General features: G+C 66.7%; 10 protein-coding genes and 1 pseudogene. 2 read left to right on the top strand and 9 right to left on the bottom strand.

Annotation, left to right across the window (positions count from 1 at the left end; translation table 11 throughout):
- Positions 1 to 56: 56 nt before the first annotated feature.
- A complete protein-coding gene (locus EBN03_RS23215) occupies positions 57 to 1625 on the bottom strand; it encodes a GMC family oxidoreductase (protein WP_122190210.1) in 1569 nt (522 codons plus the stop codon).
- Positions 1626 to 2133: 508 nt separating this feature from the next.
- Between EBN03_RS23215 and EBN03_RS23210 the strand changes: the two genes are divergently transcribed.
- On the top strand, positions 2134 to 3825 hold the full coding sequence (locus EBN03_RS23210) for an aldehyde dehydrogenase family protein (protein ID WP_122190209.1): 1692 nt from the start codon (positions 2134 to 2136) through the stop codon (positions 3823 to 3825).
- A gap of 30 nt (positions 3826 to 3855) precedes the next feature.
- Here the strand turns inward: EBN03_RS23210 and EBN03_RS23205 are convergent, their stop codons facing one another.
- The 5 genes from EBN03_RS23205 to EBN03_RS23185 all read right to left on the bottom strand — a co-directional run bounded on the left by EBN03_RS23205 (position 3856) and on the right by EBN03_RS23185 (position 11120).
- Positions 3856 to 6927: a protein kinase domain-containing protein gene (locus EBN03_RS23205; RefSeq protein WP_122190208.1), complete on the bottom strand. Its 3072-nt coding sequence runs from the start codon at positions 6925 to 6927 to the stop codon at positions 3856 to 3858.
- 233 nt (positions 6928 to 7160) lie between these two features.
- Positions 7161 to 7757: a TetR/AcrR family transcriptional regulator gene (locus EBN03_RS23200; protein ID WP_122190207.1), complete on the bottom strand. Its 597-nt coding sequence runs from the start codon at positions 7755 to 7757 to the stop codon at positions 7161 to 7163.
- A complete protein-coding gene (locus EBN03_RS23195; RefSeq protein ID WP_122190206.1) occupies positions 7754 to 8734 on the bottom strand; it encodes an NADP-dependent oxidoreductase in 981 nt (326 codons plus the stop codon). Before EBN03_RS23195 ends, EBN03_RS23200 begins: the two co-directional genes overlap by 4 nt.
- On the bottom strand, positions 8731 to 9171 hold the full coding sequence (locus tag EBN03_RS23190; RefSeq protein ID WP_233608563.1) for a nuclear transport factor 2 family protein: 441 nt from the start codon (positions 9169 to 9171) through the stop codon (positions 8731 to 8733). Before EBN03_RS23190 ends, EBN03_RS23195 begins: the two co-directional genes overlap by 4 nt.
- Before the next feature lie 767 nt (positions 9172 to 9938).
- On the bottom strand, positions 9939 to 11120 hold the full coding sequence (locus EBN03_RS23185; RefSeq protein ID WP_122190204.1) for an AAA family ATPase: 1182 nt from the start codon (positions 11118 to 11120) through the stop codon (positions 9939 to 9941).
- Positions 11121 to 11724: 604 nt separating this feature from the next.
- Between EBN03_RS23185 and EBN03_RS23180 the strand changes: the two are divergent.
- A pseudogene (locus EBN03_RS23180) lies at positions 11725 to 12045 on the top strand (protein kinase domain-containing protein); the annotation flags it as partial.
- Positions 12046 to 12408: 363 nt separating this feature from the next.
- Here EBN03_RS23180 and EBN03_RS33820 read toward each other — a convergent pair.
- The 3 genes from EBN03_RS33820 to EBN03_RS23170 all read right to left on the bottom strand — a co-directional run bounded on the left by EBN03_RS33820 (position 12409) and on the right by EBN03_RS23170 (position 14248).
- A complete protein-coding gene (locus tag EBN03_RS33820; protein ID WP_147471679.1) occupies positions 12409 to 12600 on the bottom strand; it encodes a hypothetical protein in 192 nt (63 codons plus the stop codon).
- A gap of 553 nt (positions 12601 to 13153) precedes the next feature.
- Entirely contained in the window at positions 13154 to 13357 is a 204-nt protein-coding gene (locus EBN03_RS23175; RefSeq protein WP_122190202.1) for a cold-shock protein, read from the bottom strand.
- A 357-nt stretch (positions 13358 to 13714) separates the two neighbouring features.
- Complete coding sequence (locus EBN03_RS23170) at positions 13715 to 14248, bottom strand: dihydrofolate reductase family protein (RefSeq protein ID WP_122190201.1); 534 nt, start codon at positions 14246 to 14248, stop codon at positions 13715 to 13717.
- Position 14249 lies beyond the last annotated feature (1 nt).

Raw genomic sequence — 14249 nt, 5'->3', positions numbered from 1 at the left:
CGATCCCATCGAATTCGGTTGGGAGCGGGCCGGTCTCGGATCAGAGGGCGGGCGGTCTACCGGTTTTCGCGGATCAGATCGGCCGCCTTCTCCCCGACCATCAAGGTGGGGGCGTGGGTGTTGCCGTGCGTGATCCGCGGGAAGACCGAGGCGTCCGCGATCCGTAGCCCGGCGATGCCGTACACCTGCAGGGCGGGGTTCACGACGGCGTGCCCTTCGACGCCCATCCGCGCGGTGCACGCGGGGTGATAGGTGTGCTCGACATTGCGGCGGATCTCCGCCTCGAGTTCGGCGGTCGTCGACGTCCCCGGACCGGGATGGATTTCCTTGCCGGCCACCGCGCGCATCGGCCCCGATGCCACGACTTCGCGGGCCCGGGTGACCGCCGCCGTCATGGCATCCAGATCGGCGCGCTCGGCGAAATAGTTGAACCGGATCGCGGGCGCGGCGGTGGGGTCGGCGCTGGTGAGTCGCACCGTGCCCTCGCTGATCGAGCCGACCAGCGAGCAACCCAGCGCGAACGCGGGGGTGGGGTGGCTTGTGAAGCCGTGATTCCAGAAGAAGCCGGGCGCGCCGATGAACTGCATATCGGGTGCCCCCGACGCCGCGCCAGTGTGGAAGAACCCGCCCGCCTCACCGACATTGGAGGTCAGCAGACCCTTGCGCAGGGCGAGGTACTTCACCAGCTGGATCGGCTTCTCGGCATCCGCCAGCGTGCCCGTCGCGGTGGTCTCGAAATTCAGCAGGTAGAAGGGATGGTCCATCAGGTGGCTGCCGACGTGCTCGTTGTCGACCACCACGTCGATACCGTGCTCGCGCAGATGTGCCGCCGGTCCGATGCCCGAGAGCAGCAACAGGTGGGGTGTGCCGAACGCACCGGCCGACAGCACGATCTCCGACCCGGCCCGCACGACCGATGTCCGGCCGGCGCGGCTGACTTCGACGCCGGTGGCCCGCCCGTTGTCCAGCACCACCTTGCGTACGGTGGCGCGGGTCCACACGGTCAGATTGCGCGGCCGCTCGGCGAGGAATCCGTCGGCGGTCGTCCAGCGCCGGCCCCGGCGCTGGGTGACCTGATACAGACCGGTCCCGGTCTGGGCGGCGCCGTTGAAGTCGGGGTTGCGCACCAGCCCGGACGCCGTCATCGCGTCGACGAGCCGCTCGCTCAACGGATTCGGATCGCGCGGGTCCTCGATGTACATCGGACCGTCGCCACCGTGGAACGCGCTCGCGCCGCGTGAATTGTGTTCGGAGCGTTTGAAATAGGGCAGTACCTCGTCGAACGACCAGCCGGTGCCGCCGGCTCGGGCCCAGCCGTCGTAGTCGGCCCGGTTCCCGCGGATGTAGATCATCGCGTTCTGAGCGCTGGAACCACCGAGCATCTTGCCGCGCGGGTGGTAGAGCCTGCGGCCGTCGAGGTGCGGCTCGGGTTCGGTGCGGAAGTTCCAGTCCCGCTCCGTGGTGAACTGTTTCGAGAATGCGGCGGGCACTCGGACACTGAGGTGCTTGCCGTTGTCACCGGCTTCGATCAGCAGCACTCGGGTGCCCGGATCCTCGGCGAGCCTGCTCGCTACGACGGCCCCGGCCGAACCGGCGCCGACGACGATGTAATCGAAAGCTGTCATTTCTTCCTTCTAGGTGTTGATGTGACGGTCCGGCCGAGTCGGCGCGAGGGCCGGAAACGGCAGGCAGGCATGAACTTCGGCGGCTGCGGCGGTGAGCGCGGGCAGGCCGGCGCCGATCACGACGTCGGTGGCTTCGAGGTGGGTGCCCCGTTGTGCAGGGCACCCACCGAATAATTCGAACTCCAATCGATATCGAGTTATGTAGGTCCAGGCGATACCTGGCGAATCACATGCCGGCTCCTATAGTCGATATCAATTCTGTATCGAGTATGTGGCGTGCGCCACGCCACGTCAAGCTGTCGACGGGTTGCCCGCGGCGCGGAACGCCGCGGTGAGTTCCCCCGGTGTGCTCGGGCACATCCGCGGGAGCTCGACTGCGCGGCCGCGGCACATGGCGCGGGCCGAGCCGGTGCCGCAACGATGGACGGCGACAGTGATCCGGGTCGTTCGACGTCCGGACAATGGCCGCGGCAGTGTCGATCGCCGCCGACTTCGCAGGAGGTCTCCGATGAGCACCGCCACCTCGATCGAGGACACCGTCGCGGCATTGCGAGACGGTGAGCGGGCTTGGGCCCGCACGGATCTCGCCGGCCGTCGCGCACTGCTCGAGCAGCTGCACGCGAATGTCGGCGCGCACGCCACGGAATGGGTCGAGATCGCCGCCCGGATCAAGGGCCTGCCCGCGGATTCGCCGCTGCTGGGCGAGGAATGGTCCAGCGGCCCGTACCCATTGCTCACCACGCTGGCCGCGCTGGCCGAGACCGCACGGGCGCTCGAGGCGGGCCGCAGTCCGGTCGACGGATACCCGATCCGGACCGCGCCCGGCGGCCGGATCGCGGTCGAGGTCTTTCCGCATGGCGCCTATGAATGGTTGCTGCTCAACGGTTTCCGGGCCGAGGTCTGGCTACGTCCCGGCATCGGCGTCGACACGGCCCGGCAACGCGCGGGTCTGGGGCTGCGGACGCCGGAGCGCACCAACGGCATCGGGGTGGTGCTAGGAGCCGGGAACATCTTCTCCATCGCCCCGCTGGACGTCATCTACCAGTTGATCGCCGAGAACCGGGTGGTGGCGCTGAAGCTGAATCCGGTCACCGACCCGCTGCTGCCGGTTCTGGAGCAGATCTTCGCCCCCGCCATCGAGCGCGGATTCGTGCGGATCCTGACCGGTGGCGCGGAGGTCGGCGCGGCACTGGTCCGCCATCCGGACGTGGCGACGGTGCACATGACCGGCAGTGCGGCCACCCACGACGCGATCGTCTGGGGGACCGATGCCGCAGCTCTGGCCCGCAAGGCCGCGGGAATTCCGCTGCTGGACAAGCCGATCACCAGCGAACTCGGCGGGGTGTCGCCCACGATCGTGCTGCCAGGCCGGTGGTCGGCCGCCGATCTGCGGTACCAGGCCGAGCATCTGGCGACCCAGCGCCTGCACAACAACGGCTACAACTGTGTCGCCGCGCAGGTGGCGGTCATCAGCGCGGACTGGCCGCAGAAGGAGCGCTTCCTGCGCGAACTGCGTGCCGCCATCGCCCGGTCTCCGGAGCGCGCCGACTACTACCCGGGTTCGGCCGACCGGGTCCGGTCCGCCCGGTCGACCTACACACAGGCGCAGCCCATCGGTGCCCGCACGCTGGTGGAGGGCCTGGTGCCCACCCGCGGTGAGCCGGCCCTGCACACCGAATACTTCTCACCGGTACTCGGGGTGCTCGAACTGCCCGGCGCGACAAGCGAATTCCTCACCGAGGCGGTCGCGGTGTGCAACGACGAATTCGAGGGCACGCTCGGGGTCAACATCATCGCCCACCCGCGCACCCTGCGCGAACTGGACGCCGAATTCGACTCGGCGGTCGAACGATTGCGCTACGGCACCGTGGCCGTCAACGCCTGGACCGGTGTCGGCTACCTGACCGCCCGGGCGACCTGGGGCGCGTTCCCGGGGCACACCCTCGACGACATCCAGAGCGGAATCGGCGTGGTGCACAACGCTCTGCTGCTCGGCGACACCGAACGCAGTGTGGTGCGCGGCCCGTTCCGGCCGGCGCCACGATCGGTACTGCATGGTGAGTTCACCTTCTCACCGAAGCCCCCGTGGTTTGTCACCAACCGGACTCAGGCCACCACATTGCGCCGGCTCACCGACTTCATGGCGACGCCACGGCTGCGGGCTCTGCCGGGGATTTTCGTCAGCGCCCTGCGCGGCTGAGCTCCTACCGGCGCGGAATCGGCTCGGCTGTCATCCGGCGCCGAGGGCTTCGGATCGGTCGCCGAGCGCGAAACCGACTGCGGCATCGAGCCCCAGCGCGGCACCGTCCCGGCGCGCCGCGTCGAATGCGTCCGCACCGAGCAGCCCGCGACCGGTCCGCTCACAGCCGTGGCGAAAGCCGCGCAACGTGCGGAACATGACCGAATCGGAGCAGCCGGCCAGGTGGCTCAACGCATCCGCCGCACCGATCAGGACGGCGGCACGGTAGGCCTCCTGCGCTTCGGCCGCGATCCAGGACAGGACATCCAGACAACCCGCGACCACGAGCGGATCGGTCACCGCGTGCGCGAGTCGAATACCCGCCAGCAGCGCGTGCGTGGCGCGGTCGGGTTCGCCGCTGCGCCACACAGCGAATCCGGTACCCCACAACGCCCACGACCGATAGATCGTTTCACCCGCGGACTCGGTCTGGTCGAGCGCCTGGCCGTGACAGGCGAGCGCGCGGGGGAGGTCTCCGGTGATCGCGTAGGCCCATCCGAGCGCGATCCGCGCGTCCACCTGCATGGTCGGATCACCGCACCGCTCGTATACGTGGACGGCGTAGGCCAGGGGCGCGACGGTGCGAGCCGGATCGCTGACGCCGTCGGCGAACGCGTAGTTCGCTTCAGCGTTGGCCAGCAGCGCGGTGACCAGCGGGTCGGTTGTCTGCTCGCTCAGCGCCCGGAGCTCGGCCACCCGCTCGGCGGCGATCGGCAGGTCACCTTGCAGCGCCGCGATCGCGCCGACCGCATACAGCGCTTTGGCTCGATCCCGCACCAGGCCACCGGCCGACCGGGCGAGCGCGCGCTCGTACCAGCGGCGCCCCTCACCGAGCCGCCCACGCAACAACCAGAAGAGATACAAGGACGTGACGATCCGCAGTCCGTCGTCACCGGACTCGGACATGCTGAACTCCAGCGCTTTCCACAGGTTCGGCAATTCTCGCTCCAGCCGATCGACCCACTCCTGCTGCCGCGGCCCGATCCACTGCGCTTCCGCGTCGCGCGCCAATCCCGCGCACCAGTCCCGGTGCCGCCGACACAGATCCGGGTATTCGCCGGACTCCGCGGCCTTCGCGAGGCCGAAGTCCCGCACCGTTTCCAGCATCCGGAAGCGGACGGAGCCGGCGACCTCGTTGCGGACGACGATGGACTTGTCCACCAGGGCCGACAGCACATCGTGCAACCCCAGCTCCGTCATGTCATCGGAGCACACGCGCACGGCCGCATCGGCTTCGAAGCTGCCGGCGAATACCGACAATCGGCTCCATAACCGCTGTTCTTCCGGTCTGCACAGGTCGTAGCTCCAGTCGATGCAGTACCGCATCGTCCGCTGCCGCCGCGGGGCGTCTCGGCTGCCCCGGGCAAGCAGTGCGTACCGGTCGTTCAGCCGGGTCAGGATCTGTTCGAGGGACATCGTCCGCACGCGGGCCGCGGCCAGCTCGATCGCCAACGGCAGACCGTCGAGCCGCGCACATATCCGGGCGACACACAGTCGATTGTCGTCTGTCACCTCGAAGCCCGGGACTGCCGCGGCAGCGCGGTCGGCGAACAGGGCGACCGCGTCGGAGCGCGCCACCGTCGGTTCGGTGGCCGGATCGGGAATGTCCAGCGGTGCTACCGGATACACGGTCTCCGCGCCGATACCGAACGCCTCGCGGCTGGTGGCCAGGATCCGCAGGCCTGGGCAGTGTCGGATGAGCGATTCGGACAGCCGCGTGACCGCCTCGATCATGTGCTCGCAGTCGTCCAGCACCACGAGCAGATCGTGCGGCGCCAGCAGTTCGATCAACGCGTCCAGGGTGGAACCGGGGCCGTGGTCACGCACTCCGAAGGCAGCGGCCACGATATCGGGCAGCGCCGCGTCGTCGCGCAGCTCGCCCAACTCGATCAGCCACGCCCCGTTCGCGAACGTCTGCCGCACGGCGTGCGCGACCCGCAGTGCGAGCCGGGACTTGCCGACACCGCCGAACCCGGTCAATGTCACCAGACGCGACCGGGACAGCAGCTGCTCCAGCTCGGACAGTTCGGTCCGGCGGCTGACGAAGCTGGTCAGTTCGAGTGGCAGGTTGTCCGTTCCCGCGCGCAGGCTGCCCGGGTAAGATATCGAATCAAGCTGTGCTGCAACATCTTCCGAACTCGTCGGCGATTGCGGTGCCGTCCCGGACTCGATCGGCAGGGCCATCTCGTCGGCAACCGAACCGTGGTCGAGCTGAATCCGCCGCAACTGCCGGCCCAGCCCCGCCGCAGTCGGCCGCACTTGTGGGTCACGAGCCATCGCGGCCTCGATCGTCGCGCACATGTCTGCCGGGATACCCGAGTCCCGCAGGTCGGGGATCGGGTGTGTGGTGATGCGCACGAATTGCGCCACGATCTGCTCACCGCTGCGGCGTTCGAACGCGGCGTGCCCGGTGAGCGCGCAGAACAACGTGGCAGCCAGCCCGTACACATCCGAGGCTGCACTCGGTGGCTGCCCGCCGACGACCTCGGGCGCGGTGTAGGCGGGCGTCCCGGTGATCACACTCGAGGTCGTCACGAATCCGCCTGTGATGTGCGCGATCCCGAAGTCCGTCAACGCCGGTTCGTCGTAGTCGGTCAGCAGGATGTTCGCCGGTTTGACGTCACGGTGCACAATCCCGACCCGGTGCGCGGCTTCCAGTGCCCCCGCGGTCTTCACCCCGAGACGCAGCGCGTCCCTGAGGGGCAGCGGACCGTCGTGCCGGATGCGATCGTCCAGGGAGCCACGGGCGTGATAGGGCATCACCAGATAGGGGCGACCCGTCCCGGTCTCTCCGACCTCGAGCAGGCTGACGATGTTCGGGTGCCCGGTGAGCAGCCCCATCGCATGTTGTTCGCGGAAGAAGCGTTGCCGATTGTCCTCCAGTTCGCCGGTGAGCACCTTCACCGCCACCGTGCGGCCCGGGACGATCTGGGTGCACCGGTACACGACACCGAATCCACCCCGCCCGATCTCTTCGGCGTCCTCGAATCCGGCCGCGCTCAGCTCCGTGATGACGTCGACACCGACATCACGCTGGGTTCGGAGTGAATCGTCCTCGGCCATCGGTAACTCGTAACTTGCCAGTCACGGCACACTAGCCAGAGTATCCCCCTGGTCCCCGCGGAGCATGCACTCTGCACGGTTGCCGGACGCTCGCCACCGACGGTTGCGGAGAAGGGCCGGTCGCAAGGTTCCGTCGGTACAGTGCGGACATCTGGAGACAGCCGTCGCGACTGGTGCTCGCACCGAGAGTCGAGGAGCGTCGGGGAGTCCGGCGACCGCCCCCGAAGTCCTGATCACGCTGTATCCACGGTCGATCGGGTTATCAGATCCTCGGCCAATGCCCGGAGCCGGATCGCCGGCCCACCGCTCGGATAGATCCCGCCGACCGCGAAGGCGCCGACGATCGCAAGATGGAGCTCATCGGCAAGACGGTCGTGGTCGCCGACGCCGAGCCGTGCGGTCAGCGCGCGTAGCCGGCACGCGAGCTCGCGTTCGTGCTCCGCGCAACGCTCCCGGATCCGATCCGATTGCGCACCACCGAATTCCGCGGCCGTGTTGACGAAAGCGCAGCCGCGGTAGCCCTCACGCGTGGCCAGCTCCTGGACCCAGTCGAGGTGCGCGTCGAGCTCGGCGCGAGCGTCGGTGCAGCGCTGCGCGGTCCGCTCCCACGCTGCCCAGAAGTCTTCGTCGCGCTGCTGCAGTACCGCGAGCACGAGGTCGTCCTTGGTGGGGAACCAGCGATACAGGCTCGCCTTCGCCATCCCCGACCGGCGGACGACCTCGTCGACACCGACCGCGCGCACCCCATTGTCGTAGAAGAGCTGGGTCGCGATGCCGACGAGCTTGTCGCGCACCGCGATACCGCGGAGCTGCTTGGGCTTGTCGCTCATGCGGGCTCCGGCGGGTGCACCACGATCGCGGCCTTGCCGAAGCCGCGCCGGTCTCGGACCCATTGCTGGGCAGCGGCGGCGTGGGCGAGCTCGAACTCGGCGCCGACGACGACCCGCACCGCGCCCGAATCGACCAGCTCCGCGATCGCCGTGAGTGCCATCGGGTCGGGTTCCACCAAACAGGAGGCCGCGCGGATACCGCGCTCCGGCGCGACGGCCCGGTATCCCTCGATCGACCACGCGGTCGCCAGCGCGATCGTGCCGCCGGTTGTCACACGGTCGAACAGCGACGCACCGAATTCGTATCCCACCAGATCGATTGCCGCGTCGACCTTTCCGATCGCGGTGACCGCGCCGGGATCGGTGTAGTCCACGCACGCGTGCGCGCCCAGATCGCGCAGTGTCACATGGTGATCGAGGCGTGCCAGGGCGGTGACCGTGGCGCCGCGCGCGACCGCCAGTTGCACCGCGAGGTGACCCACGCCGCCGGACGCCCCGCTGACCAGCACGTGCCGGCCGGCGAGTGGCCCGACGGCGTCGAGCATCTGCCACGCGGTCACCGCGGCCATCGGCAGGCACGCCGCTTCCGCGAAGGACACCGACTTCGGCATCGGCACCAGCTGGTAGGCGGGAACCGTCGTGTACTCGGCGTAAGTGCCTGCGGGGTAGGGAAACCAGGCCAGACCGTAGAGGCGGTCGCCCACGGCATAGCGGGTCACCCCGTAACCCACCGCGTCCACCACACCGGCGACGTCCCATCCGGGGATGCACGGCAATCGCATGGACTGCTCGTAGCCGGAATTCGCGCCGGTATGCATGTCGATCGGGTTCACACTGGTGGCTCGCATCGCGATGCGGATTTCGCCGGCGGCCGGCTCCGGCCGTGCGACGTCGCCGATCTCGAGTGGCGATCCCCATTGCTCGTGCCGCGCCGCACGCATCGTCGAGCTGCTCGGCCGGCGTGCGCCGACGATCATGACGCCCGCACCAGGGCGGTCACGTCGACGCCGCACTGGCGTGCCACACCGGCGACGTCGAAGTGGAAGCTTTCCCAGCTCACGCGGCCGTCGTGGAATCGGAACAGTATGAACACCGGTACGGATACCCGGTTGCCGTTAGGTGCCGCGCCGCCGAAGGTAAACGCCGGAGTGAACGCGATCTCGCCCCAGCAGCACAGCGTCTCACCATCGAGCCCGTGCCCGTCCAGCCGGACCTCGTAGTCGGGCGCGAAGGCGAACCACTGCGTGATCGCGCCCTCGACCTGGGCCCCGACGTAACGGGAACCGAGCGAAGGGGATTCGAGTACGGCGTCCGGGTGATACACCGCCATCGTCGCGACCACGTCCTGCCGACTCTTCGCCGCTGCCAACCGTTCGACGATCTCGACGGCTTCCCCCCTGGTCAGGGCCTGCACAATCATGAGTTTCTCGCCTTCATAGGGCCGATATCAAGACCGATCTGTCTCGATTTACGATAGGGGCGCGCCCACGCGAGCGTCAAGCCCCGTTCGCCGCAGCCGGCAATGATCAGTTGGCCTCGAGTAGCGTTCAGCCTCAACAGAAGTGAGCCAGCGGAACGTCCCGGGCTCGCCGAGCGGGTCGCCCTGCGTCACGCACTCTGATCGCTGAAACCTAAGGTGGACAAGCTGACTCGCAACGGCCTTACGTCTACGCGTACCTGATGTCCGCCACCGGGAGCCAGGACCGGCTGAGGCACAACGACATCGGCGGGACACGGAGCGACCTGGTGGACCGTCCGGCTCGAATTGGACCGGCGGGCGCGTCTCGGAGTTCCCTGCTACGGAGGAGGTCACTGGTTCTAAGGCGCTAACGTGCAGTGGTGCTCGCGTGCCTCATGTCCTTTGGCCTCTCAGAGCTGTGCGCGGATGTAACTCGAAGCTAGCCCAGCGGTAGGTGGTTGATCGATCTATAGGTGATGTCGTAGCGGGACTCGTTGGGAAACGATGAGGCGTGGACTGTCAGATTCGGTGTCATTTTGGATGCCGGAACGCTGGGATTCGGTAGGAATCAATGGGTGGTCCTTGGGTCGCTTTGGGCGGTGTTGTCGCAGGTCAAGGTCCGGATCTTCCGTCTATTTCCGCAGGTAGGAGGCGGTTTCGGTTGCTCTACGAGCAGATGAAGAAGGACTAGGCGCCGATAGCGTAGAGAAATCCTTCCTACGCTATCTTTTCGGCCAGTACCACGCGGGTTCGTCCAAGAAGCCTTGACCGTCGACGAGCGTCTCCCCGGAATCGTCCTTCCTCAGCTGGATGAGCGACAGCTCGATGTCGGCTTCTTCGGCCGCATCGATGGTGGCGGCGACCAGCTGCCGGGCATGAGAGACGACGATGACCTGTGTGCGCTGGGCGGCATCGGCGATGAGTGCTCCCAGGGGTGCCAGCAGATCAGGATGCAAGCTGGACTCGGGTTCGTTCAGCACTAGGAGCTGCGGCGGACGGAGTGTCAGTAGGGCTGCCACCAGCAGCAGATAGCGCAGGGTGCCGTCGGACAACTCCGCGACGCTCAGGGGACGGCTGAGACCGGGCTGGTGCAGCAAAATCTCCACACGTCCAGCTGTTCCGGCGAACTCCACCCGGCTACCGGGGAAAGCCCGGTCGATGGTCTCGGCCAGGGCGTTGCGGTCCCCGTTCTCGTAGATCGTGCGTAGTGCTGCGGCGAGGTCGGCGCCGTCGCCGCTGAGTACAGGAGTCCGGGTGCCGATGTGGCTGCCACGGGCGGCGGCGCCGGTGTCGGTGCGGAAGTGATCGTAGAAGCGCCATGATCGGATCATGTCGCGCACCCGGAACAGCTCCGGAGTGGTTGCGGGGTCGGACAGCTCGGTCAGCATGCTGTCGTAGCTGCGGAGCATGTGTGGAAGCATTTTCCAGTCGCCGTGCTCTCCCCGCACCGACACGACGCCGTTGTTCCGTTCTACCAAGGAAGTGGTCGGCCGCAGTATCGGCCCGTACCAGACGGATTCGCATTTTATTTCGGGGTCGCGACTGAACATCGACGTCGAATCCAGCATCGGTAGTCCGAACTCGATCGTATAGCCGAAATCGTCACCTGAGAATCCCAGCCGCAGAGCGACGGGATCGGTTGCCTGCCCAATTTTGAGATTGTTTCCTCTAGCTTGTCTGCGACCGACGACACGCGGGCCGGCCCACAGTGTCGAATCCAGTCCACCCTCACGGGCCAGGGCAGCGACCGCGTTGCTTCGCGCTGTCTCGGACAGCAATCGCAGCGACCGATACAAGCTGGATTTCCCACTGCCATTCGCGCCCGTTACCAGAGTGAGCTTCGTCAATGGAACGGTCAGGCGCCGTAGAGAGCGGTAATTTTCTACGGCCAAGGTAGTGATCACGACGACATACAGTATGGCAGACGGCGCTCGCCCGCGACATCTACGGTCCAGGGCGGCGGTGATACGTGTGCGCTCCGTAAATCATGGAAACGATGAGGAGTGGAGTGTCGGATTCAGTGCCCAGCACGAGGCATTCGGCTTTCTGATGAGTGTCGAACGACCACGACGCCCTTGAGCTTGACCAGGCGAATCCTACGGCGTCCAGGCCGGTAACGGACTGTCGGCTCGAGGTGCGAGTACGAGCAGGCGGTGCCGCACGGGCCGTCGGAGACATCCACAGCGAAGTGATGTGAGTCATTCGAAAGGGTGCCCAGTCGGCGGATGCCTGGGGCTGCCTCGGTACGAGAGGGTAGCGGTAAGTAAGCGCTCAACTCACAGAGGAGTACACGGATGCCCGAAGCCGCCATCTTCTCCCGCGACCGCTTGCCGATCGGCGAAACCGTCGCACAGGGCTTCCTCGGGAACGAGATGGCCGTGGCCCCCGCGCTGACCACGGGGTTTTCCGGGTGTTGCGGGCATCGAAGAACTGTCCGGCCGAACATGTGCGCCCCATCTCAGAGCTATGATTGGTGCGCAATGCCCAAGTCGGGACGAGGGGCGGCCGATGAGTGCGATCCACCCGTTTCCGACACAGCGGAACACGGCAATTCCCATAGCGTCCGAATTGCTCGCCGCCGGATTCGAGGATGTCCACGAGATCGGGCGGGGTGGATTCGGAATCGTTTATCGGTGTCGGCAGCCGGGCCTGGACCGAACGGTAGCGGTGAAGATGCTGACGGCCGGAGGGGACGATCTCCAGCGATTCGTCCGTGAGCAGCGCGCGATGGGCCGCCTATCCGGACATCCGAACGTCGTCACGATCCACGACGTCGGTACGACGGCCTCCGGCCGGCCGTACCTGGTGATGGACTTCCATCGCCGCGGTCGCACCTATGAAAACTCCCAGCGCTGTCGGGGGCTCCTTGCATCCAGCCGGCCGGTCGCGAGGCGCAGGACCTTGCAGGATGGGTAGGTCGTCCGAGGTTGGCCCAACCTGCCGTTTCTCCTTCAGCAGTGCACCTACCAGCCAGCCCGGCAGCAGCATGCGGTAGGGAATGCCGCCTTGCGACCTTCACTGCGGTAGCCACCGGCGGGGGCCGGTGGCGCACCGTTGCTCTGATGCGAAGCATCGACGCATTCCTTGTTGCGCAAGAGTATTCCGGCGCCGACAGCGTCCGGAGATGTGGGTCGAACTCGTCCGGGTCCTCGCGGCGAGGATGCCGTGCTGTGGCCGGGTTCAGGTTGGATGTCAGCTCGATTCGGCGATATCGAGGCCGAGCATGGCCAGTAGTTGCGCACAGTCGGCAGTGTTCCGAGAATGTCCCGCAACTACTTTCGCGGCCAGAATATCCTGCTGGATACGGAACGTCCTTTCGGCCGCTCGCATGTTCGCGAAACCGCTTTGGTCATCGACAAGGCGGGTGTTTCGGACCGAGGTCAACAAGACTCCTTGTAGGTAGTCCTCAACTGGATGCCTGATGCCTCCACCCGAGGCCGAGCGCGATCCGTGCCGACGCCTTCGACGCCGAAATCCCAGATCGTCGCTGATGTTGTCGACGCTACTCGCTGCCGCGCCGCGGCACATCGGTTCACCGCACCGAGAGTGTGGGTGAAAGCGGATGCGGCCTCGCGGGGGGCGTATGCCCGACCGATCCTTCGGCTACGGCTGCCGAACGGATTCCGAGTTCGAGCCTTCGGGGGGTTCGGCTGTTGTGCGCGGGGTCTGAGCTGCGGCGGAGGCGCGCGGCTACGGGCTCGCCGCGTTCGGTCCCGCTGGCCATGGCAGATGTTTGTGGCTCGGCTCGAGGTTCTCCACGCACTCGGCTCGTGCTGCGAAGATGAAACCCTCATCGGCACAGCCGATTTGGTCAAACATGAAATGTGCGGGTCGCGAAATACGTGTACCGGGCTGCCGTCAACTCTGGGTGAGTGCGCAACAACGACAGAAACCACGAAACCCGCGCCGGTAGCGCGGGTTTCGTCGTCATCAGCTCCTAGATGGCGCGGACGCTCTGAGCCTGCGGGCCCTTCTGGCCCTGGCCGATCTCGAACTCGACGCGCTGTCCTTCATCCAGGGATTTGAAGCCGGAGCCGGAAATCGCGGAATAGTGGACAAAAAGGTCCGGTCCGCCGTCGTCCTGGGCGATGAATCCAAAGCCCTTTTCGCCGTTGAACCACTTGACACTGCCTTGCGACATACTGTTTGTTTTACTTCCTGTTGTGAGCCGGGCGATCAGTGCAACAACCCGTCCTCATCCACCAGCATGCCACACCCTTGCCGCTTCCGTGCGCCCACCCGGCACGCTGTCGCCTGCGCTGAGCCCACTGCCGCATTTCGAGCCGGTGGTCCGCGAAGCAGGATCGTCTCCGGCAGGAACCGGACCTCGCTGAACGCCTGCAGCAGAAGGGCTGAACCCGGCACACCGCAGGGCCTCGTGCGCGGGATCCCGGCCCGAGCAGGAGCTGATATGACACGAACCCGCCGCAGTAGGGCGGGGATCTATGCGTGATGTCGTGGTGGGAATTGTCGGAAACGATGAGGCGTAGGCTGGGTGTCAGTGCACGACCGAGTAACGCACGCAGGCGAATTCGCCGTTGTGAGCGACCTCCTCGGTCTTCAGTTCGAGACGGCGGGGGAGCAGAGGGGCGCCCGCGCCCAGCGTGACGGGGGCGATGGAAACGATGATTTCGTCCAGCAGGCCCTGATCGGCGAATTGGCCGACGAGCTCGCCGCCGCCCATCAGCCAGAGGTCTTTGCCGTCGGCGGCCGCGGCCATCTCCTTGTGTACGACCGCCACCGGCTTCGAGGTCGATCGGACGTCGCGGCCGTCGTCGAAGGATGGGAGCTCGTGATGGGTGAACACCCAGGTCGGCATGGTGTAAGGCCAGGGCTCGGTGGAATTCTCATTGATCCATCGATAGGTGCTCGAGCCCATGGCGATCGCACCCGCACCGGCCGTGAATCGGTTCAGTCCCAGCGGGCCGTCCCAGTCGACCTGCCGGGACAGTAGCCAATCCAGGTTGTGGTCGGGGGTCGCCAGGAAGCCGTCGAGGCTGGTAGCGGTGTGGTAGACGGTCTTGAAGGTCACG

Source organism: Nocardia stercoris (assembly GCF_003696265.1).
Lineage (GTDB): Bacteria > Actinomycetota > Actinomycetes > Mycobacteriales > Mycobacteriaceae > Nocardia > Nocardia stercoris.
Note: the sequence above shows the minus strand (reverse complement) of the source record. Positions and strands in the feature narration are given on the sequence as shown.